The 24,157-nt window shown below is 69.6% G+C and carries 21 protein-coding genes; 5 read left to right on the plus strand and 16 right to left on the minus strand.

Features of this window, described 5'->3' with window-relative positions:
• Positions 1-5: 5 nt before the first annotated feature.
• From H293_RS0127120 to nsdA, 3 genes are all read right to left on the minus strand, one after another.
• Positions 6-344, minus strand: coding sequence for a P-II family nitrogen regulator (locus tag H293_RS0127120; RefSeq protein WP_003997576.1), 339 nt, complete (start codon positions 342-344; stop codon positions 6-8).
• Positions 341-1,672 (minus strand): ammonium transporter, encoded by a 1,332-nt coding sequence (locus H293_RS0127125; protein WP_020120984.1) that lies wholly within the window; start codon positions 1,670-1,672, stop codon positions 341-343. Before H293_RS0127125 ends, H293_RS0127120 begins: the two co-directional genes overlap by 4 nt.
• A gap of 313 nt (positions 1,673-1,985) precedes the next feature.
• Complete coding sequence (gene nsdA, locus H293_RS0127130; protein ID WP_020120985.1) at positions 1,986-3,479, minus strand: transcriptional repressor NsdA; 1,494 nt, start codon at positions 3,477-3,479, stop codon at positions 1,986-1,988.
• A 433-nt stretch (positions 3,480-3,912) separates the two neighbouring features.
• Between nsdA and H293_RS0127135 the strand changes: the two genes are divergently transcribed.
• Positions 3,913-4,569, plus strand: coding sequence for a bifunctional DNA primase/polymerase (locus tag H293_RS0127135; protein ID WP_020120986.1), 657 nt, complete (start codon positions 3,913-3,915; stop codon positions 4,567-4,569).
• Between the two features lie 135 nt (positions 4,570-4,704).
• Here H293_RS0127135 and ftsY read toward each other — a convergent pair whose 3' ends face one another.
• A complete protein-coding gene (gene ftsY, locus H293_RS0127140; RefSeq protein ID WP_020120987.1) occupies positions 4,705-5,898 on the minus strand; it encodes a signal recognition particle-docking protein FtsY in 1,194 nt (397 codons plus the stop codon).
• 428 nt (positions 5,899-6,326) lie between these two features.
• Between ftsY and H293_RS0127145 the strand changes: the two genes are divergently transcribed.
• Positions 6,327-7,298 carry an LLM class flavin-dependent oxidoreductase gene (locus tag H293_RS0127145; protein ID WP_020120988.1) on the plus strand — a complete coding sequence of 324 codons (972 nt, stop codon included), beginning with the start codon at positions 6,327-6,329 and terminating at the stop codon, positions 7,296-7,298.
• 52 nt (positions 7,299-7,350) lie between these two features.
• Positions 7,351-7,725 carry a hypothetical protein gene (locus tag H293_RS0127150; RefSeq protein ID WP_028808238.1) on the plus strand — a complete coding sequence of 125 codons (375 nt, stop codon included), beginning with the start codon at positions 7,351-7,353 and terminating at the stop codon, positions 7,723-7,725.
• 120 nt (positions 7,726-7,845) lie between these two features.
• Here H293_RS0127150 and H293_RS0127155 read toward each other — a convergent pair whose 3' ends face one another.
• The 4 genes from H293_RS0127155 to H293_RS0127170 all read right to left on the minus strand — a co-directional run bounded on the left by H293_RS0127155 (position 7,846) and on the right by H293_RS0127170 (position 14,168).
• A complete protein-coding gene (locus H293_RS0127155; protein ID WP_020120990.1) occupies positions 7,846-9,264 on the minus strand; it encodes a sugar porter family MFS transporter in 1,419 nt (472 codons plus the stop codon).
• 188 nt (positions 9,265-9,452) lie between these two features.
• Positions 9,453-13,061 carry a chromosome segregation protein SMC gene (gene smc / locus H293_RS0127160; protein WP_020120991.1) on the minus strand — a complete coding sequence of 1,203 codons (3,609 nt, stop codon included), beginning with the start codon at positions 13,059-13,061 and terminating at the stop codon, positions 9,453-9,455.
• Positions 13,062-13,300: 239 nt separating this feature from the next.
• Positions 13,301-13,504 carry a hypothetical protein gene (locus H293_RS0127165; RefSeq protein ID WP_007384948.1) on the minus strand — a complete coding sequence of 68 codons (204 nt, stop codon included), beginning with the start codon at positions 13,502-13,504 and terminating at the stop codon, positions 13,301-13,303.
• Between the two features lie 382 nt (positions 13,505-13,886).
• On the minus strand, positions 13,887-14,168 hold the full coding sequence (locus H293_RS0127170) for an acylphosphatase (protein ID WP_020120992.1): 282 nt from the start codon (positions 14,166-14,168) through the stop codon (positions 13,887-13,889).
• 172 nt (positions 14,169-14,340) lie between these two features.
• Here H293_RS0127170 and H293_RS0127175 point away from each other — a divergent pair, with 172 nt between their 5' ends.
• Both H293_RS0127175 and H293_RS0127180 read left to right on the plus strand, forming a co-directional pair.
• Entirely contained in the window at positions 14,341-15,423 is a 1,083-nt protein-coding gene (locus H293_RS0127175; RefSeq protein WP_020120993.1) for a CAP domain-containing protein, read from the plus strand.
• 101 nt (positions 15,424-15,524) lie between these two features.
• Positions 15,525-15,926, plus strand: coding sequence for a winged helix-turn-helix transcriptional regulator (locus H293_RS0127180; RefSeq protein ID WP_020120994.1), 402 nt, complete (start codon positions 15,525-15,527; stop codon positions 15,924-15,926).
• Here H293_RS0127180 and mutM read toward each other — a convergent pair.
• The 8 genes from mutM to H293_RS0127220 all read right to left on the minus strand — a co-directional run bounded on the left by mutM (position 15,899) and on the right by H293_RS0127220 (position 24,137).
• Entirely contained in the window at positions 15,899-16,759 is an 861-nt protein-coding gene (gene mutM / locus H293_RS0127185) for a bifunctional DNA-formamidopyrimidine glycosylase/DNA-(apurinic or apyrimidinic site) lyase (protein WP_020120995.1), read from the minus strand. The two genes, H293_RS0127180 and mutM, sit on opposite strands and share 28 nt — an antisense overlap.
• Before the next feature lie 108 nt (positions 16,760-16,867).
• Positions 16,868-17,677 carry a ribonuclease III gene (gene rnc / locus H293_RS0127190; RefSeq protein ID WP_020120996.1) on the minus strand — a complete coding sequence of 270 codons (810 nt, stop codon included), beginning with the start codon at positions 17,675-17,677 and terminating at the stop codon, positions 16,868-16,870.
• Positions 17,678-17,696: 19 nt separating this feature from the next.
• Complete coding sequence (gene rpmF, locus H293_RS0127195; protein WP_006139588.1) at positions 17,697-17,870, minus strand: 50S ribosomal protein L32; 174 nt, start codon at positions 17,868-17,870, stop codon at positions 17,697-17,699.
• 2 nt (positions 17,871-17,872) lie between these two features.
• Complete coding sequence (locus tag H293_RS0127200) at positions 17,873-18,526, minus strand: YceD family protein (RefSeq protein ID WP_020120998.1); 654 nt, start codon at positions 18,524-18,526, stop codon at positions 17,873-17,875.
• A 131-nt stretch (positions 18,527-18,657) separates the two neighbouring features.
• A complete protein-coding gene (locus tag H293_RS0127205; protein WP_020120999.1) occupies positions 18,658-19,707 on the minus strand; it encodes an ATP synthase F0 subunit B in 1,050 nt (349 codons plus the stop codon).
• Between the two features lie 57 nt (positions 19,708-19,764).
• Positions 19,765-20,244: a pantetheine-phosphate adenylyltransferase gene (gene coaD, locus H293_RS0127210; protein ID WP_007384940.1), complete on the minus strand. Its 480-nt coding sequence runs from the start codon at positions 20,242-20,244 to the stop codon at positions 19,765-19,767.
• 26 nt (positions 20,245-20,270) lie between these two features.
• The gene (gene rsmD / locus H293_RS0127215; RefSeq protein ID WP_020121000.1) at positions 20,271-20,858 is read right to left on the minus strand and encodes a 16S rRNA (guanine(966)-N(2))-methyltransferase RsmD; all 588 of its coding nucleotides are present in this window, start codon (positions 20,856-20,858) and stop codon (positions 20,271-20,273) included.
• 39 nt (positions 20,859-20,897) lie between these two features.
• Positions 20,898-24,137, minus strand: a complete 3,240-nt coding sequence (locus H293_RS0127220) for a helicase-related protein (protein ID WP_020121001.1) — start codon at positions 24,135-24,137, stop codon at positions 20,898-20,900.
• Between the last annotated feature and the right edge of the window lie 20 nt (positions 24,138-24,157).

Raw genomic sequence — 24,157 nt, forward strand, 5'->3', positions numbered from 1 at the left:
TTCGGTCAGAGCGCGTCCGGGCCGCGCTCGCCCGTCCTGACCCGTACGGCGGTCTCGACCGGCAGGGACCAGACCTTGCCGTCACCGATCTTGCCGGTGCGGGCCGCCTTGACGATGACGTCGATCAGCTGCTCGGCGTCGTCGTCCTCGGCGAGGACCTCGATGCGGATCTTCGGCACCAGATCCACGGTGTACTCGGCACCGCGGTAGACCTCGGTGTGGCCCCGCTGACGACCGTAGCCGCTCGCCTCGGTGACCGTCAGGCCGTGGACCCCGAAGGCCTGGAGGGCTTCCTTGATCTCGTCGAGCCGGTGCGGCTTGACGACGGCGGTGATGAGCTTCATGCGTCCACCTTCTTGCCCGCGTCGGCGGCCGATGCCGTGGCGGAGGTCCGGGCGGCGCCGCCACCGGCGCCGCTGAAGTCGTATGCGGTCTCGGCGTGCTCGGCCTGGTCGATGCCGGACACCTCCTCGTCCTCACTGACCCGCATGCCGATCGTCTTGTCGAGCAGGAAGGCCAGGATCGCGGAGGCGATCAGGGAGTAGGCGAGGACCGCGAAGACACCGGCGCACTGCTTCCAGAGCTGGTCCGCGTTGCCGCCGTAGAAGAGGCCCTTGACGTCGGACTGGCCCTTGCCGCTGGCGAAGAAGCCGATCAGCAGGGAACCGATGATTCCGCCGACCATGTGGACACCGACGACGTCCAGGGAGTCGTCGTAGTTGAACCGGTACTTCAGGCCGACGGCCGCGGCGCAGGCGACACCGGCGATGGCGCCGATGCAGATCGCGCCGATCGGGGTGATCGCACCGCCGGAGGGGGTGATGGCGACCAGACCGGCGACCGCGCCGGAGGCGGCACCGAGGGTGGTGAACGCGCCGTGGCGGATCTTCTCGTAGGCGAGCCAGGCGAGCATCGCGGCGGCGGTGGCGATCTGCGTGTTGACGAACATCAGCGAGCCGACGCCGTCGTCGTTGCCGAGCCACGAGCCGGCGTTGAAGCCGAACCAGCCGAACCACAGCAGACCGGCGCCGAGCATGACCAGCGGGAGGCTGTGCGGGCGCATCGGGTCGCGCTTGAAGCCGACGCGCTTGCCGATGACCAGGATCACACCGAGCGCCGCGGCACCCGCGTTGATGTGGACCGCGGTACCACCGGCGAAGTCGATCACACCGAGCTCGAAGGCCCAGCCGCCGGTGCCCCAGACCCAGTGGGCGACCGGGAAGTACACGACCGTCGCCCACAGCGCGACGAAGAGCGCCCAGGCGGAGAACTTCACGCGGTCGGCGATCGCGCCGCTTATCAGGGCGGGCGTGATGATCGCGAACATCATCTGGAAGACGGCGAAGGCGAGAACCGGGATCGTGTACCCGGACCAGATGTCGCCCTTGTCGATGCCGGTCCACCCGAAGAAGTCGGATTCCCAGCCGATGAGCGAACCGTGGTCCGTACCGAACGCCATGGAGAAGCCGTAGACCACCCACAGGATGGTGACGATACCCATGCTGATGAAGCTCATCATCAGCATGTTGAGGGTGCTCTTGACGCGGACCATGCCTCCGTAGAAGAAGGCAAGACCCGGCGTCATGATCAGCACCAGGGCGGAACAGATCAACATGAAGCCTGTGTTCGCCACAGACAGCTTGTCTGCGGCGAGCGTGATGGCTGGTGCCATCGGCGTCTCCTCGTCGTAGGTACGGCCCCGTGCGGGCGAAGCCAGAGCGGATTGAGGGGTGGGCCGGTTATGCGCCATGAGATTGACGCAGCGCGGTTTCGGTGGAAGCCCCTCGTTGTTTCGCCGCCGTGACGAAGACGCCTTGCGTGTTACGCATCGATGAACTGGCAGATTTGGGCCACGTCGATCGTTATCGTGGCGCAACCTTCGTAGAAGGAAAGAAACCGGCCGCGGCCGGCCTTCCGACGACCTGGCATGGGGGAGCCGAGTCGGGCAGTTCGGGAGGGCCGGCCGCGGCCGGGGTTCCGGGGATTCAGACGGCTTCCGCGGTCTCCGGAAGTTCCACGGCGAGCTTGTCGGTGAGGTCCACGACCTCGGCGAGATCACCGAAATCGCGTACGGCCGTGTCGACCGTCTTTCGAATACGAGTGTTGACCCGCTCGGAGCGGACCTTCTTGGCGATGTGCATGGCCTGTTCCACCAGTACGGTGCTCTGCTCGGGCTCCCGCCGCAGCAGGTGCACGGTGGCCATGCCGACGAGATTGAGTGCGTACGACCGCTGGTGCTCGCCGTCCTCGGAGAAGAGCTCCACCGCCCGCTGCATGAGGGGCTCGGCCAGGGAGGCGTAGGTCGGGCTGCGACCGGCGACGTAGGCCAGGTCGCGGTAGGAGTGGGAGTTCTCGCCGTACAGCTCCGCCTCGGAGAAGAAGCGGATCCAGTCGGGGTCCGGCTCGTCCCACTCGTCGGCCTCGGCGAAGGTGTCCTCGGCCATCCGGACCGCCCTCTTGCACTTGCCGGGCTGGCCCATGTTGGCGTAGGCGCGGGCCTCCATCGCATACAGCATCGACAGGGTCCGCGGGCTCGCGCAGTCCCGGCTGCCGTACTGCGCGAGGTGGATCAGCTCCAGGGCGTCCTCGGGCCGCCCGAGGTGGATCATCTGGCGGCTCATGCTGGACAGGACATAGGAGCCGAGCGGCTTGTCACCGGCTTCCTTGGCGGCGTGCAGGGCGAGCACGAAGTACTTCTGCGCGCTGGGCTGGAGCCCCACGTCGTACGACATCCAGCCCGCGAGCTCGGCCAGCTCGGCGGCGACCTTGAACAGCGTGCGGGTGGTGGCCTCGGGCTGGGGTTCCTGGAGGAGGTCCGTCACCTCGTGCAGCTGGCCGACGACCGCCTTGCGGCGCAGACCGCCGCCGCACTGGGCGTCCCACTGGCGGAACATCACGGTCGTCGACTCAAGGAGGTCGAGCTCCGGCTTGGAGAGCCGGCCGACGCGGCGGGAGGCGGCCGGGTCGGGCTCGCGGTGCGGGGTGGCGGCGGGCCCGGGGACCAGCCAGCGCTGCATGGGCTCGATGAGGGACGGGCCCGCGGACAGGGCCAGCGAGGTCCCGAGGAAGCCGCGCCGCGCCAGCATGAGGTCGCTGCGCGAGAACTCGCTGAGCAGGGCCACGGTCTGCGGGCCCGTCCAGGGCAGGTCGACCCCGGTCGTGGACGGTGACTGGCGGGCGGTGCGCAGTCCGAGGTCCTCGACGGAGACGACGCATCCGAACCGCTCGGAGAACAGCTCGGACAGGATCCTGGGGATGGGTTCGCGGGGGTTCTCGCCGTCCAGCCAGCGGCGCACCCGCGAGGTGTCGGTGGAGATGTGGTTGGCGCCCAACTGGCGGGCCCTGCGGTTGACCTGGCGGGCGAGCTCGCCCTTCGACCAGCCGCTGCGCACGAACCAGGAGGTGAGCAGTTCGTTCGGGCGCTTGTCAGCTTGCGCAGCGCTCCCGGCGCCCGTCCCGCTTCCGCTGTTGCCGCCCACTGGAACGCCCCCATCCCTGAGACCACTTGTCGCCGAGTGCGCCAAGCCTTATCAGAATGCCGGTAAATACGGCCGTTCGTCCGGCAGTTGTCAGCCTTCGAACGAGGAACCGACTTGCCTCCGGCATACCCACAAGCGCATGTGCCCCCAGGACTCGTGCACTCAACGTAATCCTACGATCACGCGTCCAGCCATGGCGATCCCGGAAACGCCACCATTCGCCACCCCTTCGAATGAACTCACGGTCGCCTCCACACGATTCACTTGACATAGACCGAGCGAGATGGGCGGAGCGGTGCACTCAGGGGCGCACTTGTCCCGGCGCACCACCCTGGGCGCTTCCGGGCGCCACCGTCGCCCGGAAGAGGCAACGGAGAGTGACCGGTCGCGTCCGCCTCGTAACCACCGGCGCGCTGGACCCGTTGGAGGGGGCATGGGCTTCACGATCGGCGGCATTCGGGAGATTCGTTCCGGTACGCGCAGGCGCGGCCGCTCCTCGGAGTGCACCGCCGTCGCCGAGTTCACCGGACTCTGGGGCTGGGACGTCGTGCCGGGCGCGCGTGCCTCGGCCGGCGCCTGCTCCTGCGGCCGCGCGGACTGCCCTCACCCCGGTGCCCACCCCCTCGACTTCGCGTCCCCGGTCCCGGCCGGGGCCACGCTCGACGAGGTGACCAAGGCCTGGTCCGAGTTCCCCGGCGCCGCCGTGATGCTGCCGGTCGGCCGTGCCTTCGACGTCATCGAGGTCGCCGAGCCGGCCGGGCGCCGCGCCCTGGTCCGCCTGGAGCGCATGGGCCTGCCACTCGGCCCGGTGACCGCGACCCCCGAGGGCCGCGCCCAGTTCTTCGTCGCCCCCGGCGCCGCGTCCGACCTGGCCGAACTCCTCTACCGCATGGGCTGGGACGACACCGCCTCCCTCGACCTGCGCGGCCTGGGCCCCGGTACCCACATCACGGCTCCGCCGTCGGACCGGGGCGGCCTGGGGCCGGTGCGGTGGCTGCGGCCGCCTTCCCTGGACACGGCGACGAAGCCGCCGGCGGCCCGCCTGCTGCTGGGGACGCTTGCGTACGTGGCGCACCGGTCGCGCGCGTAGCCGTACAGCCGCCGTAAGCCCTACGGTCGTCCAGCCGCACAGCCGTACACAGCGAAGCGCCCGTCTCCGACTGCACCTCGGGGGCGGGCGCTTCTTCGCGTTCCACGGCTCCGGCTCGGCCGCGGGTACGGCGTCTCAGTCGCCGATCAGCGCGTCCACGAAAGCTTCCGGCTCGAACGGCGCCAGGTCGTCCGCGCCCTCTCCGAGGCCGATCAGCTTGACCGGCACGCCCAGTTCCCGCTGGACCGCGACCACGATGCCGCCCTTGGCAGTGCCGTCCAGCTTGGTCAGGACGATGCCGGTGATGTCGACGACCTCGGCGAAGACGCGCGCCTGCACCAGGCCGTTCTGGCCCGTGGTGGCGTCCAGCACCAGCAGCACCTCGTCGAGCGGGGCGTGCTTCTCGACGACCCGCTTGACCTTGCCGAGCTCGTCCATGAGACCGGTCTTGGTGTGGAGGCGGCCCGCGGTGTCGATGAGGACCACGTCGACCCCCATCTCCTTGCCCTCCTTCACCGCGTCGAAGGCGACGGAGGCGGGGTCGCCGCCCTCGGGCCCGCGCACGGTGTGGGCGCCCACCCGCTCGCCCCAGGTCTGGAGCTGGTCGGCGGCGGCGGCCCGGAAGGTGTCGGCCGCACCGAGGACGACGGTCCGTCCGTCGGCCACGAGCACGCGCGCGAGCTTGCCCGTGGTGGTGGTCTTGCCGGTGCCGTTGACCCCGACGACCATCACGATGCCCGGCTTGCGCTCCTCGGGCTCGGTGCGCACCGTGCGGTCGACCTCGGTGCCGACCAGCTTGAGCAGCTCGGCGCGCAGCAGTCCGCGCAGTTCGTCGGGGGTCCGGGTGCCGAGCACCTTCACCCGCTCGCGCAGCCCGTCGACCAGTTCCTGGGTGGGGGCCACGCCGACGTCGGCGGTGAGGAGGATGTCCTCGATCTCCTCCCAGGTGTCGTCGTCGAGGTGTTCGCGCGACAGGAGCGTGAGCAGCCCCTTGCCGAGCGCGTTCTGCGAACGGGAGAGCCGGGTGCGCAGCCGGACCAGGCGTCCGGCGGTGGGCTCCGGGACTTCGATCTCGGTCGGCGGGAGCTCTTCCACGACGGGCGGCGCCGAGCCGCCCGGGAGATCCACCTCCTCAATGGTCCGGCGCGGTTCGTCGCGCGGCGTCTCGGCCTCGTCGCCGACGTGCGGCTCGGCCGGAGGGGCGGTGATGTCGGGCGCGGCGGGAGGTGGCGGGGGCAGCGACTTCTTGCGTCGGCTGCCGACGACGAGCCCGCCGAGCACACCGAGCACGACCACGGCGATGACTACAGCAAGGATGACGGTTTCCATAACCCGTCCAGTATCCATCCCGCCCTCGCCGGGGCGACTGCGCCGCTGCGCTCAGGAGAGCGAGCAATCTGCGGTTCATGCCCCGCTCGCCTCGAACAGACCGATCGGCGCGTACGACCGCGACCGGGCGGCGGCGATCATGGTCTCGGGGCTGCTGCACGCGCACTGCCGAAGCCCGCGGCCGTGAAACCGGTCGGACGAACGAAGGACCGAGTCGATGCCGTCGCCTGCGGCGCGGCTCGACGGGCACCCGCACGCGGGGCGACGCCCACCCGGCACCGCACCCGGCCGCAACCGTGGCGCAGCAGCGGCGCAGGGGAACGGGACGCACCCAGACCGTCGGCGCGTGCGCCTGCCTCCCCCATAGCAATCTGACGCCCCGTCAGCTACCGTCCCCGCACCACCCGTCCGGTGAAGGGGGACCTCCCATGCCCGTCACGGTCGTCCGTTTCAACCTCGTCGAGCCCGGCGCGACTCCCGCGTCCCTCAGCGCCCGCTACCGGGCCGCCCTGGACATGGCCGCGTACGCCGACGAGCACGGGATCACCACCGTGCAGACCGAGGAGCACCACGGCGTCGACAACAACTGGCTGCCGTCGCCGTTCGTCTTCGCGGGCGCGGTGTTCGGCGCGACGCGCAGGATCGCGGTCACCGTCTCCGCCGTGATCGGCCCGCTGCACGACCCGCTCCGCCTGGCCGAGGAGATCGCCGTACTGGACCTGCTGAGCGGCGGCCGGCTGGTGACGGTCGCGGGCATCGGGTACCGGCCCGAGGAGTACGCCCTGTTCGACGTGGAGTGGCGGCGCCGGGGCCGCATCCAGGACGAGCTCCTGGAGACCCTCCTCAAGGCCTGGACCGGCGAGGAGTTCGAGTACCGCGGCCGTACCGTACGGGTCACCCCGCGCCCCTTGACCGACCCGCACCCCCTCCTCCTGGTCGGCGGCTCCTCCCAGGCCGCCGCCCGCCGGGCCGCCCGCCTGGGCCTCCCCTTCTTCCCCAGCGCGCATCTGCCGGAGCTGGAGGCGTACTACAAGGAACGGCTCGTCGAGTACGGCACCGAGGGCTGGACCATGATGCCGACGGCCGAGACGCCGTTGCTGCACATCGCCGAGGACCCGGACGAGACGTGGGACCGGCACGGGAAGCACTTCCTGCACGAGGCCCGGACGTACGCCTCCTGGCAGTCCGGCGACATCCGCTCGGCGGTGCGCTCGGCGGCCACGTCGGTCGACGAATTGCGCGCGGAGGGCGTGTACCGGATCCTCACGCCCGAGGAGTGCGTGGAGCAGGGCCTCGACAACCTCGTCCTGCATCCGCTGGCGGGCGGAATGCCGGTGGAGGAGGGCTGGCGGAGTCTGCGGTTGTTCGCGGAACAGGTGATTCCGACTCTGGGTGGCTGAGCCGCGCGATATCCAGTGGCCGCGGCCGAAGCCACGACGATCCACTGAACCCATGAGTCTGTTGGTGGAGGTCTTCGTCCGGGAGCCGGACGGCACACGGCGAATCCTTCACGTACCCGACGACGTGTACCAGTCCGGCGGCTTCGAGTCGTGGCGTACGACGGTGTGGGGATCGGCATTCGTGCGCTCGCTCGGTGCGCGCTTCCTGCCCGTGCTGGCCCACAAGGACCTGTACGTCGAGGCCGAGGACGTACCCGAGTTCCAGCGCGAGGTGGCACTGCTGCGCTCCCGTCTCGACGAGATCGCCGACGGCACACAGCGGCCGCGGACGGTCGAGGAGCACAGGGACCACAACATCCGGCTGCGGATCATCGAGGACAGCTGCCGCAAGGCCTTGGAAACCGGCGGCGGGGTGCTCATCTGGTGACCGCACGTCCGGTACGACACCGCCGCCCCCGGTCCAGGCGGTTGCCGGGCCGGGGGCGGCGGACGGTTCGGGGAGAGGGGCAGCGGGGTGTTGGCCCCTCCCCCCGGGTTCGCGGGGGCGTCAGCCCATCTCCTCCAGCGCCTTGCCCTTCGTCTCCTTGACGTACTTGAGTACGAACGGGATGGAGAGCGCGGCGAAGACCGTGTAGATCACGTAGGTCGCGGACAGGTTCCAGTCGGCCAGCGACGGGAAGCTCGCGGTGATGGCCCAGTTGGCGATCCACTGCGCGGAGGCGGCCACACCGAGGGCGGCGGCGCGGATCCGGTTCGGGAACATCTCGCCGAGGAAGACCCAGACGACCACACCCCAGGACAGGGCGAAGAAGAGGACGAACACGTGGGCGGCGATCAGGGCGGTCCAGCCCTGCGCGGCCGGCAGCTTGCCGTCGACCAGGTCGAAGGAGAAGGCCCAGGCCTCCAGCGCGAGACCGATCACCATGCCGACCGAGCCGATCAGGGCCAGCGGCCGGCGGCCGATGCGGTCCACGAAGATCATCGCGATCACGGTGCCGACGATGTTGATGATCGACGTCGTGAAGGAGTAGAGGAACGAGTCCGTCGGGTCGACGCCGACCGACTGCCACAGCGTCGAGGAGTAGTAGAACGCGACGTTGATGCCGACGAACTGCTGGAAGACCGACAACCCGATGCCGACCCAGACGATCGGCTTGAAGAAGAAGCTCCCGCCGAGCAGGTCCTTGAAGGTCGACTTGTGCTCGCTCCTCATGGCGTGCTCGATCTCCGACACGCGCGCGTCGAGGTCGATCTTGTCACCCTCGACCTCCGCGAGGATCTCCCGGGCCCGCTCGTGCTTGCCGACGGAGATCAGGAACCGCGGGGACTCGGGGATGGCGAAGGAGAGCAGCCCGTAGAGGACGGCCGGGATCACCATGACGCCGAGCATGACCTGCCAGGCCTCCAGGCCCATCAGCTTGCCGCGCTGGTCGCCGCCGGCGGCGTTGAGCAGGCCCCAGTTGACCAGCTGGGAGACGGCGATGCCGATGACGATGGCGGCCTGCTGGAAGGAGCCGAGACGGCCGCGGTAGGCCGGCGGGGCGACCTCGGCGATGTAGGCGGGGCCGATGACCGAGGCCATGCCGATGGCGAAGCCGCCGACGATCCGCCAGAACGCCAGGTCGTACAGCGCGAAGGGCAGCGCGGACCCGACGGCGCTGATCGTGAAGAGGACGGCCGAGATCTGCATGCAGCGGATACGGCCGATGCGGTCCGCGATGCGTCCGGCGGTCGCCGCGCCGATCGCACAGCCGATCAGGGCGATGGCGATGACCTGCGCCAGGGCCGCGGAGCCGATGTCGTAGCGGCCTCGGATGGCCTCGACGGCGCCGTTGATCACGGAGCTGTCGTAACCGAAGAGGAATCCGCCCATCGCGGCCGCGGCCGCGATGAAGATGACGTGCCCGAGATGATCGGGGTGAGCCGTTCCGGCTCCTGACTTCTGCGCCTGCGCTGTGCTGGTCACGTTCAACTCCTAAGGCCATCGGCAACGCTGCCTGAAGGCAAGAACAACGATGCAGACCCTATGCCTTCAAGTTCCGAAATCAACAGCCGGGGTCGTGTGAGAAAACAGGCACAGGTGGGGTTGTTGAGTTCAAGGAATGAAGAGATTGAAACCGGGTACCCGGACAGACCGGCGCAGCCGCCGACGACCTAGCGCAGTCGCTGGCTGATGACCTTCGACACCCCGTCGCCCTGCATGGAGACGCCGTACAGCGCGTCGGCGACCTCCATCGTCCGCTTCTGGTGCGTGATCACGATCAGCTGCGACGCCTCCTGCAGCTCCTGCATGATGCGGATCAGCCGCTGGAGGTTGGTGTCGTCGAGGGCGGCCTCGACCTCGTCCATGACGTAGAACGGGCTGGGCCGCGCCTTGAAGATCGACACCAGCAACGCTACGGCCGTCAGGGACCGCTCGCCACCGGAGAGCAGGCTGAGCCGCTTGACCTTCTTGCCCGGCGGCCGCGCCTCGACGTCCACGCCGGTGGTGAGCATGTTGTCGGGGTCGGTCAGGATCAGCCGCCCCTCGCCGCCCGGGAAGAGCCGGCTGAAGACGCCCTCGAACTGCCGGGCCGTGTCCCGGTATGCCTCGGTGAACACCTGCTCGACGCGCTCGTCGACCTCCCTCACCACCTGAAGCAGGTCGGCGCGGGTCTTCTTCAGGTCCTCCAGCTGCTCACTGAGGAACTTGTGCCGCTCCTCCAGCGCCGCGAACTCCTCCAGCGCGAGCGGATTGACCTTGCCGAGCTGCTGGTACGCCCGCTCGGCCGCCCTGAGCCGCTTCTCCTGCTCGGCCCGGTGGAACGGCTTCGGCTGGTTGCGCGGATGCTCCGGGTCCTCAGGCAGTTCCTCGCCCTCGGCGGGCGGAGAGGGCGGTACGAGCTGGTGGGGGCCGTACTCCTCGACGAGGCCCGCCGGCTCGACACCCAGCTCCTCCAGCGCCTTGGTCTCCAGCTGCTCGATCCGCATCCGCTTCTCGGCCCCGAGCACCTCGCCCCGGTGAACGAAGTCGGTCAGCTTGTCGAGCTCGGCCTTGAGGTCGCGCCCGGAGGTGCGGGCGGCCGTCAGCTCCCGCTCCCTGAGCGCCTTGGCCGCGTCGGCGGCGGTGCGCTCGGCGTCCGCGCGCGCGAGGGACACCTCGACGTGCGCGAGCAGCTGCCGCGCACCGGAAGCCACAGCCCCGGCCACGGCGGCCTCGTGCCGCAGCCGCGCCCGCCGCTGTTCGGCACGCGCGCGTGCGTCCCGCTCCGCGCGGGCGGCCCGGTCGAGGGAGTCGGCACGGCCGGCGAGCCCCTTGACCCGCTCCTCGTGCGTACGGACCTGGAGACGGGCCTCCATCTCGGTCTGGCGGGCGTTGGCCCCGTCGGCGGCGAGCCGATCCCGCACGGAGGTGTCGGGCTCCTCCTCGACCGGCATCTCCTCGGCCACGGCGAGGCGTTCGGCGAGTTCCTCGGCCTCTTCGAGCGCCTTCTCCAGCGACTCCTGCGCGCGGGCGGCCGCCGCGGTGGAGCGCTCGGCTTCACCGGCGGCGCCTTTCGCCTGACCGGACAGCCGGCCGAGCTGCTGGGCCACGGCCGACTTCTCCCGGTCCGCGGCCCGGCGTCGCTCCCCCAGCTCCTCGACGAGGCCGGCGCAGGTCTTTCGGTTTTCCACGGCCGTGTGCTGGGCCTCGGTGAGTTCCTCGCAGCGGATCGCGAGCTCTTCGAGTTCGGCTGCGGCCTCGTCCACCGAGGCCTGTACTTCGAGGAGACTCGGGGCGCCCGCGGAGCCGCCGTGGGCGAAGTGGGCGCCGAGGAGGTCGCCTTCGGCGGTGACGGCGGTGAGGTGGGGGTTGGCGTAGACGAGGTCCTCGGCGTCTTCGAGGGTGCCGACGATCACCATGCCCTGCAGGAGGCGCCTCACTGCGGGCATGATGTCGGAGGGGGCGCGGACGAGGTCTGCAGCGTGCTGATGTGTGGCGTCCGCGGGTCCGTCGTGGCTGGTCGCGCCCCGCGGCGGAGCCGCAGATTGATGCAGCCCCGCGCCTGCGAGGGGCGCCTCGGGCGAACCGGCGAGCAGAAGTGAGGCCCTGCCTCCGTCCTGCTTTCTGAGCAGGCGGATCGCTTCTGCCGCTGCGGACACGGACGTCACAGCGAGGGCGTCCGCCGCCGCCCCGAACGCCGCCGCGAGCGCCACCTCGTGGCCCGGGGTCACCGTCAGGAGCTCTGCCGCCGGACCCAGCAGGCCGGTGAGACGGTCCTTCGCGCTCAGCAGCGCCCCCGTCCCGTCCTTCCTCCGCAATCCCATCGCCAAGGCGTCATGGCGGGCCTGGGTCGCCGCCCGCCTGCGTTCCGCGGCCGTGGTCGCCTCCCGCGCGGCCGTCAGGGCGGCCTCCGCCTCCGCGAGCTGCCGCTTGGCCGCCTCGTGCTGCTCCGCCAGCTCCGCGTCGCCGGCGTCGAGGTTGTCGACCTCGGCCTTCAGCGTCTCGTACTCCTCCTGCGCGGCGAACGCCCGCTCCTGGGCCTCGTCCCGAGCGGCGGCGAGGCGGTCGATCTCGGCCTGGGCGGAGGCGGCGCGGGAGCGGGCCGCGTTGACCTGGCCGCTGAGCCGGGCAAGGCCCTCACGGCGGTCCGCGATGGCCCGGGCCACGTCCTTGAGGCGCCGTTCCTCCTGGGTGAGCGCGCTCTCCAGGTCGGCGCGGTGCGCGACCGTGTCCTCCAGAGCGCGCTCGGCCGCCTCCAGGGCAGCCTCCAGCTCGGCCTCCTGCTCGCGGATCCGGGCGGCCTCGCGTTCCATGTCCTCGGGGTCCCGGCCCCGCCGTTCCTCGGGCGGCGCCGAGGTCGCGCTCTTCACACGGGCGTCGGCCAGCGAGATCGTGCCGCGCACCCGCTCGGCGAGCTGGGAAAGCTCGTACCAGGTCTGCTGGGCGCGCTGGAGCCGGGGCGTGAGCTGCCGTACCTCGTCCTCCAGAAGCGCCTCGCGCTGGAGGGCCTTCTTCAGTTCCTGCTCGGCGGCCTCCTTGCGCTCCTTCAGCGCGGCCTCGTCCGCGACCTCGGCCTGGAGCGCCTGGCGCAGTCGTACGAGATCGTCGGCGAGCAGCCGGAGGCGGGCGTCGCGCAGGTCGGCCTGGATGACGGCGGCCCGGCGGGCGACCGCGGCCTGTCTGCCGAGCGGCTTGAGCTGGCGCCGGAGTTCGTCGGTGAGGTCCTGCACGCGCGCGAGGTTGGCCTGCATCGCGTCCAGCTTGCGCAGCGCCTTCTCCTTGCGCTTGCGGTGCTTGAGGACGCCTGCGGCCTCCTCGATGAAGGCGCGGCGGCCCGTGGGGTCCGCGTGCAGGACGGAGTCGAGCTGGCCCTGGCCGACGATCACGTGCATCTCGCGGCCGATGCCGGAGTCGGACAGGAGTTCCTGGATGTCCAGGAGACGGCAGGTGTCACCGTTGATCTGGTACTCGCTGCCGCCGTTGCGGAACATGATCCGCGTGATGGTGACCTCGGCGTACTCGATGGGCAGGGCGCCGTCGGAGTTGTCGATGGTCAGGGACACCTCGGCGCGGCCCAGCGGCGGGCGGCCGGTGGTGCCGGCGAAGATGACGTCCTCCATCTTGCCGCCGCGCAGCGACTTGGCGCCCTGCTCGCCCATGACCCAGCTGAGGGCGTCCACGACATTGGACTTGCCCGAACCGTTCGGACCGACGACACACGTGATCCCCGGCTCGAACCGGAGCGTGGTGGCCGAGGCGAACGACTTGAACCCTCGGAGGGTCAGGGCCTTGAGGTGCACGCCGCTGGACTCTACCTTCCGGGGGTGTCTCACTCCATGAACGCGCTGTCCCCCGCGGTTTCACCGTTGAACGTGCAGGGCACACCAAACGTTAAGAGAGTGAAAGGGTGCACGGGGGCAAGAAAGAAGGGACGCCGAAGCGTCCCTTGCAAACTCTGACGACTGAGCGGTTGATACGGATCAGCGGTTGATACGGGCCGCCCGACCACTGCGTGAGCTGTCGTGGAGCGATGCAGCGATCAGGTGAGCGCAGGCTCCGCCTGGTGTGCGTCGATGCTCTCCATGATCCTGTCGTGAGAAGCGGCAGCCGCGAGCTCGTCGTTCTCCGCCTGGATCCGTACGAGCTCGGATTCCAGGTCCTGGACGCGCTGCTGGAGCCGTCGCATCTCGGCGAGGAGTCGAGGGTCCGAGCCGCCGACGTAACCGAGAAGCGCCTTTGCCATGATGGATGGTCCTCCACAATGAGTGACCGACCGATGCGGTGTGGGTCGTGAGGGATTCGCACCCGCGGTGCTTGACACTTTTGAGTTCGTGCTGCCGTTCTTCCATGCCAAACAGCTAAGGTGCGCGGGGTGCTTTCAGCGTCTCACCAAAAAGTTTGACGGTCAACACGATCACGCCCCGTATTGGCGGCAACCCGTGCCGGCGCGGCCTGAGAACGGCGGCGCTGCGGCTCCCTCGGGACCCGGGGGCGTGACGATCATTCTTAGCTGCGGAGCCTGCCACGGCACCGGGCTTCTTGGCAACCACCAGCGCCTTTCTCCCCCGGGCAGCTGCCTGTGGCATGTCCCACCGCTCCCGCCGGGGCCGCTTTACAGAAACGGCTCATCGGATGGCGAAGCCGTCGTACCCCCCGCGGGGTGTGTCCCAGATCTCGGTGACACCGTCGACGCGGCCGGGCGTGTCGTCACCCAGGAGCCAGTCCAGGAGTTCCTGACAGCCCTTGCGCGGTCCCTCCGCGACCACTTGCACGCGTCCGTCGTCCAGATTGAGAGCAAAACCACTCAGGCCGCCGATCTCCAGCGCCTTGGCCCGCGTGAACCAGCGGAAACCCACACCTTGGACGCGTCCGCGCACCCAGGCGACCAGTCGTACATCCTCGCTCATGGGTGCAACCTAACCGGCCAATGTCTCTCTCGACACTCCTTCATCTGGCGGCATGCGGTACTGTCCGCTGCCAATGAATCTCATACGAAACTCACTCGATCGTGTGGGTTTTGTGACTCTGGTTGACCGGGGGGACGCGTCGACCTCACGAACAGACGAGGAAGGCAAGGACATGGGACGCCACCGACGCTCCGCCGCCGGCCGCGCCGCCACGGGCCGCGCCACGGGGTTCACGCAGACACAGAGCTCCTACGGGAGCGACTTCGACCCGCAGGACTCGTACAACTTCGCCTCGGTGGGCACCTCGACCTATCCGGGCCACGAGGACGCCGACCCCTACGCGCGCAGTGACGCCTACCTGTTCGCGTCGGAGGAGGAGTACGCGCTGTACCGGGGCGAGGGCTACACGCCCGCCGACGGTCAGCGCCGGAGCGGCTCGCACCGCCGCCGCAAGAGGAACCTCGTGACGCCGGTCAAGACCGGTCTGCTCGGTGTCTCGGCCGCCGTCGCGATCGGCACGGTGGCGGTCGCCACGGGCGTCGTGCCCGGCCTGGACAACTACAAGATCGGCGGTGGCAGCACCACCGGCGGTGATGTGCAGGCAGCGGGCTCGCCGACCAACTCCCCCGCCGAGCAGGGCGGCACCTCCGGCAGCGCCGGCAGCTCGGACAGTCGCGAGGACGGCTCGTCGACGAGCCGGGACGCCGACCGCGCCTCCTCGCCCTCGCCGGCCCCCTCGACCTCGACGGCCGCCCCGACCGAGAGGCCGACGGAGAAGCCGAAGGCCCCGCCGAGCAAGAAGCCGAAGACCACGCCCTCACAGAAGGAGCGGGAGCCGGCGAAGAAGGAGACCACCGCGCCGGTGGAGGTCTCCACGGAGGCCGCCGCCGAGGCCGAGGTACTCAGGCTCGTCAACGCCGAGCGGGCGAAGGTCGGGTGCAGCCCCGTCGCCGCCAACAGCGCACTGACCCAGCTCGCCGAGACCTTCAGCAAGGCCATGGCCGACCAGGGCTTCTTCGACCACACCGACCCGAGCGGCGCCACCCCGTGGGACCGCGCCGCGCAGGCCGGGATCACCAGCCTCGGCGGCGAGAACATCGCCCGGGGCCAGGCCGACGCGGCCTCGGTCATGGAAGCCTGGATGAACAGCCCCGGCCACAAGGCCAACATCCTGAACTGCGATTTCAAGACCCTGGGTGTGGGTGTGCAGTTCGGTGCGGGCGGACCCTGGTGGACCCAGGACTTCGGCTACTAGAGGCTGCCGACGATCAGACGGCGTCCCGACGATCACGGGTCGCACTAACTTTTGGTTAGTGCGACCTGTCGGTTAGTGCTGTCTTCCAGTACGCTCACGATATGGACACCACGCAGCAGCCCCCGGAGGCCCGGGACCTCCCGTACGACGTGTTCGCCAAGGCCTGCCCCTCGCGCGGCACGCTGGAGCACGTGACGGGCCGCTGGGGCGCCCTCACCCTCGGCGCCCTGTACGAGGGCTCGCTGCGCTTCAACGAGCTGCGCCGCCGGGTCGACGGCGTGAGCGAGAAGATGCTCTCCCAGACACTCCAGGGGCTGGAGCGCGACGGCCTGGTGCACCGCGAGGCCCAGCCCACCAACCCGCCCCGGGTCGACTACGAGCTGACCCCGCTGGGCCACGAGGTGGCCGGGCGACTGCTGGGCCTCATCCGCTTCGTCGAGGGCCGCATGGACGACGTCCTGGCCGCCCGCGAGCGCTACGACGTGACGCGCGGCGCCCGCTGACACCTCGGGCAGAAGTAGCTGGACCGGTTCATCCAGGGCCGTCGGCGCATCGGCGTACCGCACCGCTTGCACGGCAGTCCTTCACGGCCGTACGCGTCGAGGGACCGGTCGAAGTACCCGGACTCACCGTTGACGTTGACGTACAGGCTGTCGAAGCTGGTGCCGCCCACCGCGAGAGCCGCGTTCATCACGTCCCGGACGTGGCCCAGTAGTTCGGCCGTGCGCGGGCGCGTGAAGGCGGCGGTGGGGCGCTCGTAGTGGATGCGGGAGCGCCAAAGGGCCTCGTCCGCATAGATGTTGCCCACTCCGCTGATCAACGACTGGTCCAGCAGGGCCCGTTTGATGGTGCTGCGCTTGCGGCGCAGGGCCTGGTGGAAGGCGTCGTCGTCGAAGAGCGGGTCGAGGGGGTCGCGCGCGATGTGCGCGATGACGTCGGGCAGTCCGTCGGGGGTGTTGTCGTGCAACGACAGCCCGCCGAAGGTGCGTTGGTCGACGAAGCGGAGCTCGGTGTCCACCTCGTCCGCGAACCGCACCCGGATCCTGAGGTGCTTCTCGTCGGGCGCGGCATGCGGCTGGACCAGCAGCTGGCCGCTCATCCCGAGATGCGCCAGGACCGACTGGTCCGTGTCCTCCAGGGGCAGCCAGAGGTACTTGCCGCGGCGGCTCGGGGTGCCGACGCGGTGGCCCTTGAGGCGGTGCGCGAAGTCCTCGGCACCGGCGAGGTGACGGCGGACCGCGCGCGGGTGCAGCACCTCGGCCTCGGCGACCGTGCGGTGGGCGACCCACCGCTCAAGGCCACGCCGTACGACCTCGACCTCGGGCAACTCGGGCATGGGGCTCCCCCGTCACGGACCGGTGTATGAGCCGAGCGCCCGCCCCGGTCTTCAGGGACAGGCGCTCGGCTGCGCTGTTCTTCCAGACGCGCTGGGTGCTTCCAGGCGTCAGGCGGAGACGGACGACGGACCTTCGTCGTCGTCCTCGGCGGCTTCGACGGCTTCGACAGCCGCTTCGGCCGCCGCCTTGGCGCGCTCGTCCGCCGCGGCCCGGATGGACCTCCAGGCGGACTCCGCGGCCTGCTGCTCCGCCTCCTTCTTGCTGCGGCCGGTGCCGGTGCCGTACGAGACGCCTCCGACGCGGGCGGCAGCAGTGAAGGTCTTCTCGTGGTCGGGGCCGGTCTCCGTGACCAGGTACTCGGGCACGCCGAGTCCTTCGGTCGCGGTGAGCTCCTGGAGACTGGTCTTCCAGTCCAGGCCGGCACCGAGGTTGGAGGACTTCTCGATCAGCGGGTCGAACAGGCGGTGAACCAGTTCGGACGCCGCTTCGAGGCCCTGGTCGAGATAGACCGCACCGATCACCGCTTCCAGGGTGTCGGCGAGGATGGATGCCTTGTCCCGGCCACCCGTGCCCTCTTCACCACGGCCGAGCCGGATGAAGGAACCGAGTTCTAGGCCGCGACCGACCTCCGCCAGCGCACGCGAGTTGACCACCGCGGCCCGCAGCTTGGCCAGTTGGCCTTCGGGCAGGTCGGGGTGGGTGGTGTACAGCGTGTCCGTGACGACCAGACCGAGCACGGAGTCCCCGAGGAACTCCAGACGCTCGTTGGTCGGCAGACCGCCGTTCTCGTACGCGTACGAGCGGTGGGTCAGTGCACGCACCAGAAGGGCGGACTCGAGTTTGTACCCGAGCCGCCCTTCCAACAGGGTGTGGGACGAGGCCTGGTTGTCGCCCGAGTTCTTCTTCGGCGTGGACACAGTGCCTCTCACCAGCCGCTCAGACCTCGAGGACCTGGCGCTTGTTGTAGGTGCCACAAGCGGGGCACGCGATGTGCTGCAGCTTGGGCTCGTGGCAGCGCTCGCACGCAACCAGGGTGGGGACCGCAGCCTTCCACTGCGACCGGCGGTGGCGCGTGTTGCTGCGCGACATCTTCCGCTTCGGAACAGCCACGGCTACTTCTCCTGCTTCTCGTTGGCGGGCGCCGATCGAGGCGCTTCGCCACTCATCTCGTCCTTCTCGCCGTCTTCGAGTGAACCGGCGAGTCCCTGCAGTGCCGCCCAACGGATGTCGACGGCGTCGTGGTGGTGGTCCGGGTCGTCCGTGAGCCGCTCTCCGCACTCGGAGCACAGGCCCAGGCAGTCGTCCTGGCACACCGGCTGCATCGGCAGTGCGAGCACCACCGCATCGCGCAGCACGGGTTCGAGGTCGAACAGGCCGTCCTCGATGAAGAGCCTGTCCTCGTCTTCCTCGGCGTCGTCGGCCGGTTCCGCTTTCACGCGGCCACGGTCGTCGGCGTCAGGGTACGAGAACATCTCCTGGAAGTCCGCTTCGAGCGCCAGCTCAAGCGGCTCCAGACACCTTACGCACTCCCCCTCGGCCTGTGCACGGGCGGTGCCTGTGACAAGCACCCCTTCCATGACCGACTCAAGGCGGAGTTCAAGCTCGACCGGGGCGCCTTCCGGCACTCCGATCACTCCCTGGATGCCGAGATCCTTGGGAGCGTCGATCTCACGGGTCAGGCGCTGCAGCGCGCCAGGACGCCGCCCCAGCTCGTGTGTGTCGAACACGAGTGGGTTGCGGTGGTCGAGGCGGGCGTTCAGGGCCATTCCTGCTTTCGATCTTCGAGCTCAGAGGGACACTGCCCTTCGGTGTTCCCGGGCAGCGTTGATCGCGGACGTACACGCGACCGAAGAGCCAGGATACTAAACCTTTCGCTCACGGCCCAATCCGGTCTCTCCTACTGGCCGCGACCCTGCTCGTACGCCCTCAACTGCTCCGGCGTGATCATGCCGGTGTCGAAGAGGCTGGTCTCGTCGAGGGCGTAGCTCTGCTGGGACTGGTGCGCCTGCTGGGCCTGTTGCTGGTCGTACGCGGCCTGCTGCTGGTCGTAGCCCTGGTAGGCATAGGGATCGGCCTGCTGGTAGCCGTACGGGTCCTGCTGCTGCGCGTACGGATCGGGCTGCTGCTGGTACCCGGCATAGGCGTCGGTCTGCTGCTGGTAGCCGTACGCCGGCTGCTGGGCGTAGTCCGGCGGCTGCTGGGCCGCCTGCTGGGCCTGGGCGTCCTGCTCCGCCAGGGCGGTGAGATCGGCCAGGTAGTCGGCGTCGCTGGAGTGCTGGACGGTGGAGGTGTCGTCGGCGAGGGCACCGAGGTCGTCGGAGGCGATACGGCCGTGCAGCTTCTGACGGCCGCGGCCGACGGCCTCCAGGGTCTTGGCGAGGACCGCCTCGAAGGCGCCGAGCTTGGCGTCGACGTAGGAGTCGGCGTCCTTGCGCAGCGTCTCGGGGTCGTGGCTGCGTTCGGGGGCGTCCTCGTCCTCGTAGCCGTGCTCGTCGAGGCCGGGACCGGTGCCGAGGAGCTTCTCGCGGCCGCGGCCGACCGAGCCGAGGGTCTTGGTGAGGACGACCTCGAAGTTGGCGAGCTTGGAGTCGACGTAGTCGTCGGCCTCGGCGCGGACCTCCTCGGCCTCCTGGCGGGCCTCGTTCAGGATCCGGTCGGCCTCGGCCTGGGAGCGGCGGGCCACCTCGGTGTCGGAGATCAGGGAACCGCGCTCGGCGTGCGCCTGCCCGATGATCCGCTCGGCCTCCTGGCGTGCCTGCTCGACCATCTGCTCACGGTCGCCGATCAGCTCCTGGGCCTGCGCGAGAGAGCCGGGCAGGGCCTGGCGAAGCTCTTCGAGCATCGCGAGCAGGTCGGCGCGGTTGACCATCACGGAGGCCGACATGGGCATCGAACGGGCGCCGGAGACCGCGGCGACGATCTCGTCGAGCTTCTTCTGCACGTCCACCTGTGCTCGCCACTCTCTAAAACTGTGTTGGAGACGGACGGGACGACTGTAGCCCCATCAGCCCTTGTGGAGGCGCTCGTTCAGGGCTTCGAGAACCCTCGGGGGGACCAGGTGGGAGACGTCTCCGCCCCAGGTCGCGACCTCCTTGACGAGCGAGGAGGACAGGAAGCTGTAGGTGGGGTTGGTCGGCACGAAGAGGGTCTCGACGCCGCTCAGGCCGTTGTTCATCTGGGCCATCTGGAGCTCGTAGTCGAAGTCGCTGACCGCGCGCAGGCCCTTGACGATGGCCGGGATGTCGCGCTCCTTGCAGTAGTCGACGAGAAGGCCGTGGAAGGCCTCCACGATCACGTTGCCGTACTCGGCGGTGACCTCGCGGATCAGGTCGATCCGTTCGTCGATCTCGAACAGGCCCTTCTTGGACTTGTTGATCATCACCGCGACATAGACCTCGTCGTACAGTCTGGAGGCGCGGGAGATGATGTCGAGGTGTCCGTTGGTGATCGGGTCGAACGACCCGGGACAGACGGCGCGGCGCACTTGAGATCCCTCGCTCTCCGGTCCGGTCATCGTGCGTCTTCGCACGTAGAGGCGGCGCGACCGTACCAAAACGTTCCCTCGCCGTAGCGACGGGCCCTGACCGCGTCGAAACCGGGCGGCCACTTGAATTCTCCGCCTCTGGTGCTGCGCTCCACGGTGACGAGGGCGTCCGGCGTGAGCCAGTGTTCCGTGCGGAGTGTGAGCAGGATCTCGCGAAGATCGTGATCCGTGACTCGGTACGGAGGATCCAGGAAGACGAGGTCGTACGGCTCTGCCGGCGCCCCCGTCCGGATGATCTGTTCGGCCTTGCCCGCGCGGACCTCGGCGCCGGGCAGGCCGATGTTCCTGACGTTCTCGCGGATCGTGCGGGCGGCTCTGGCGTCGGCCTCCACCAGAAGCGTGTGGCTCGCGCCCCGGGAGAGCGCTTCGAGGCCGACCGCACCTGATCCGGCGTACAGGTCGAGGACTCGTTCGCCCGCCAAGGGGCCGCCCAGCAGGGACTGCCAGGTGGAGAAGAGACCTTCGCGCGCGCGGTCCGAGGTGGGACGGGTGCCGTTCCCTGGCGGGACGGCCAGGCGGCGTCCACCGGCTGTACCCGCGATCACGCGCGTCATCTTCGGTCCTTGTTCGGGGATCGTTACGGGTTCAGTTTCTCAGCCCTTTTCCAGGTACTGCTCCCTCTCCTCGTCCAGAAGCGCGTCCAGGGCTGTCCGCAGGCCGGGAAGTTCCGTCAGCTCCGGGTCCGCCTCCACCACCGCCGTCGCCTCTTCCCGCGCCTCCGCGATGATCTCCTCGTCCTCGATCACGGCGAGGACCCGCAGCGAGGTCCGGGCGCCTGACTGGGCCTGGCCCAGGACATCGCCCTCACGGCGCTGCTCCAGGTCGATGCGGGACAGCTCGAAGCCGTCCAACGTCGACGCCACCGCGTTCAGGCGCTGGCGGGCCGGGCTCGCCTCGGGCATCTCCGAGACCAGCAGGCACAGCCCGGGCGCCGAGCCCCGGCCCACCCGGCCGCGCAGCTGGTGGAGCTGGGAGACGCCGAAGCGGTCGGCGTCCATGATGACCATCGCCGTGGCGTTGGGGACGTTGACGCCGACCTCGATGACCGTGGTGGCGACCAGGACGTGGGTCTCGCCGGCGGCGAAGCGGCGCATCACCGCGTCCTTGTCGTCGGGGTGCATACGGCCGTGCAGCACCTCGACGCGCAGGCCGTGCAGCGGGCCCTTCGTGAGCTGGTCCGCCACGTCGAGCACCGCGAGCGGCGGGCGCTTCTCGGCCTCGTCCTCCGGGGACTTCTTCTTGGCGGACTTCTTGGGGTCGGCGGGTTCGTCGATGTCGTCGCCGATGCGGGGGCAGACGACGTACGCCTGGTGGCCGTTCTCCACCTCCTCGCGGACGCGTTCCCAGGCCCGGGTGAGGAAGTGGGGCTTGTCCGCGGCCGGCACCACATGGCTGGCGATCGGGGAGCGGCCGGCCGGGAGCTGGTCGAGGACGGAGGTCTCCAGGTCGCCGAAGACCGTCATGGCGACCGTGCGCGGGATGGGGGTGGCCGTCATGACGAGGAGGTGGGGCGGCTGCTTCCCCTTGCCGCGCAGGGCGTCGCGCTGCTCGACCCCGAACCGGTGCTGTTCGTCGACCACGACCAGGCCCAGGTCGTGGAACTGCACCTTGTCCTCGATCAGCGCGTGCGTGCCGATCACGATCCCGGCCTCACCGGTGACCAGATCCAGCATCGCCTGCCTGCGCGCGGCCGTCCCCATAGAGCCGGTGAGCAGGACGACCTTGGTGCCCTGCTCGGATCCGCCCAGCATCCCGCCCTCGGCGAGCTCGCCCATCATCTCCACGATCGAGCGGTGGTGCTGCTGCGCGAGCACTTCGGTGGGGGCCAGCATGGCGGCCTGCCCGCCGGCGTCGACGACGGCGAGCATGGCGCGCAGCGCCACCATGGTGTTGTGGGTCACTGTGAAGTTGTCGGTGATGTAGGCGTGGCTGGGGTGCGCGACGCTGATGCACTGAACGGGCTTGCGTCCCACGTACTCGACCGCCCGAATCCCCCGTCGGAACGTGTTGTATCCCGGGCGGGGACCTACTCGTTCGGCCTTGCGCCGCAGCCGGAACGGGGCGGACCCGTCGGGCAGAGAGACGGAGACGTTGAACGCCGCCCGCTTCGGCAGGACTCGCGCCCGGCCGCCCAGTGACCGGACGAGCCACGCGACGTCTTCCGCGAGCCTCAGCGAAGCGGAGCAGAACGAGATGCTGAGGCCCGCCTCGTCGACAGTGCCGTCCGTGTCCATGAGTCCCTGCAACACGGCGAGACGGTTTTTGATCGACGTGTTCTTGTACTCGTCGGGAACGAACTTGCCGTGCGACGTCACGCCCCAAAGATTCATGTCCCGAACGGCCTGGATCACCGGATTGCGCACGCCACCCGCGCGGCGGGTCAGCTGGATCGTGTAGTCGCACCGGGAACCGCCCACCGGAACCAGCCGGCATTCCGGTGCCACGGCGGTCTCGACCGCATCACGGATCTCGGCATCGACCGTGGACAGAAGCAGGTTGTGCCGGAAGGAACCGGCTCCCAGAAGCAGGCCGAACAGGTACGGGTCGAGAGGCAGCCCACAGTCGTCTCCGAGATCGACGGGGGTGGCGGCCGGGAGGTACCACTTCGACGATCCGTCGGCCTCGAAGGTGTCCAGCCGAATCTCGCGCGTCGTCACGACTTTGGGGGCCTGGCCGCGGTGCCAGCCGCAACTCGTGCCGACGATCCACAGATGCTCGTCGTCGCACTCGACGGAGCTGCCGTCCGAAAGGACCAGGCGCCAGACCTCGCGCTCGCCTTGCGGGAAGACACCGTCGATCAGTGCGATCTCCCCGTCAGGCACGACGATCTCGTCACCCACCCTCATGTCCCCCATGCGGCGGAAACCGGCAGGTGTGAGGACGAGCGAGTCGAGAGGCTGGGCCTTGCCCGAGCCAACCTCTCCCTGCAGCAGCCGGTGCATCGGATGGTCCGTCGCCAGGTCGTCGAAGATCTCCTTGGAGACCTTCTTCTGGCCGTCGGTGAGGGTGAAGGGCAGGCGGTCGTCGAAGGCCGAGAGCAGGCCGTCGGGAGCAGGCCTCCGCGGTACCGCGGGGAGTTGGGCGTCCGCGTGGCGGCGGCGGGCGAGGGCCACCTGGAGGACGAAGGCCTCGTCCCACTTGAGGCGGGCGTGGGCGTCGGCGATGTCGGCCTTGGTGTGCGGGCGGTGGATCTTGAGGAGGGCCTCGGGGAGGGGAAGCAGGCCGCGGCCCGCGCGCAGCGACTCCGGGAGGGGGTCGATCGCCTCCTGCGCGCTCGGCAGGACCGTCTGGATCGCCTTGCCGATCTTCCAGGACTCCAGTTTGGCGGTGGCGGGGTAGAGGGGGATCAGGGCGCCCGCCCAGGACTCCACCGTCTCCGCCGCCTCGTCGTCGGCGCCGCGTAGCAACTCGTAGGCCGGGTGCGCCAGTTGGAGGCGGCGGTTGAAGAGGGAGACCTTGCCGGCGAACAGCGCGCGGGTACCCGGCAGGAGTTCCTTGTGGGGCTTGTGGACGCCGTTGCCGAAGAAGACCAGTTGGAGGCGCCCGCTGCCGTCCGTGATGGTGACCTCAAGGCGCTGTCCCTTGCCGCGCGGCGCCTTGGCGGAGGCGAAGGTGTGCAACCGGGCGTCGGCGACCTGGGCGACCACGGTGACGTGCTCGTCCATGGGCAGGTCGGCGAGGTGGGTCAGCTGCCCCCGCTCCTCGTATCTGCGCGGGTAGTGGTGCAGGAGGTCGCCTACGGAGTGCAGGCCGAGATGCTCGGCCATCACCTTCGCGGTGGCGGGGCCGAGCACCTTCTTCAACGGTTCTTCCAGTGCGGGCACGAGATCCATTGCACACCACACCACTGACA

It is taken from the genome of Streptomyces canus 299MFChir4.1, from assembly GCF_000383615.1.
GTDB lineage: Bacteria > Actinomycetota > Actinomycetes > Streptomycetales > Streptomycetaceae > Streptomyces > Streptomyces canus_C.

Excerpts from the sequence above, each read along its gene's own strand:
- H293_RS0127120 (WP_003997576.1), bottom strand. The coding sequence starts at position 344 with ATGAAGCTCATCACCGCCGTCGTCAAGCCGCACCGGCTCGACGAGATC.
- H293_RS0127125 (WP_020120984.1), bottom strand. The coding sequence starts at position 1,672 with ATGGCACCAGCCATCACGCTCGCCGCAGACAAGCTGTCTGTGGCGAAC.
- H293_RS0127135 (WP_020120986.1), top strand. The coding sequence starts at position 3,913 with ATGGGCTTCACGATCGGCGGCATTCGGGAGATTCGTTCCGGTACGCGC.
- ftsY (WP_020120987.1), bottom strand. The coding sequence starts at position 5,898 with ATGGAAACCGTCATCCTTGCTGTAGTCATCGCCGTGGTCGTGCTCGGT.
- H293_RS0127145 (WP_020120988.1), top strand. The coding sequence starts at position 6,327 with ATGCCCGTCACGGTCGTCCGTTTCAACCTCGTCGAGCCCGGCGCGACT.
- H293_RS0127150 (WP_028808238.1), top strand. The coding sequence starts at position 7,351 with ATGAGTCTGTTGGTGGAGGTCTTCGTCCGGGAGCCGGACGGCACACGG.
- H293_RS0127165 (WP_007384948.1), bottom strand. The coding sequence starts at position 13,504 with ATGGCAAAGGCGCTTCTCGGTTACGTCGGCGGCTCGGACCCTCGACTC.
- H293_RS0127170 (WP_020120992.1), bottom strand. The coding sequence starts at position 14,168 with ATGAGCGAGGATGTACGACTGGTCGCCTGGGTGCGCGGACGCGTCCAA.
- H293_RS0127175 (WP_020120993.1), top strand. The coding sequence starts at position 14,341 with ATGGGACGCCACCGACGCTCCGCCGCCGGCCGCGCCGCCACGGGCCGC.
- H293_RS0127180 (WP_020120994.1), top strand. The coding sequence starts at position 15,525 with ATGGACACCACGCAGCAGCCCCCGGAGGCCCGGGACCTCCCGTACGAC.
- mutM (WP_020120995.1), bottom strand. The coding sequence starts at position 16,759 with ATGCCCGAGTTGCCCGAGGTCGAGGTCGTACGGCGTGGCCTTGAGCGG.
- H293_RS0127200 (WP_020120998.1), bottom strand. The coding sequence starts at position 18,526 with ATGGCCCTGAACGCCCGCCTCGACCACCGCAACCCACTCGTGTTCGAC.
- rsmD (WP_020121000.1), bottom strand. The coding sequence starts at position 20,858 with ATGACGCGCGTGATCGCGGGTACAGCCGGTGGACGCCGCCTGGCCGTC.
- H293_RS0127220 (WP_020121001.1), bottom strand. The coding sequence starts at position 24,137 with ATGGATCTCGTGCCCGCACTGGAAGAACCGTTGAAGAAGGTGCTCGGC.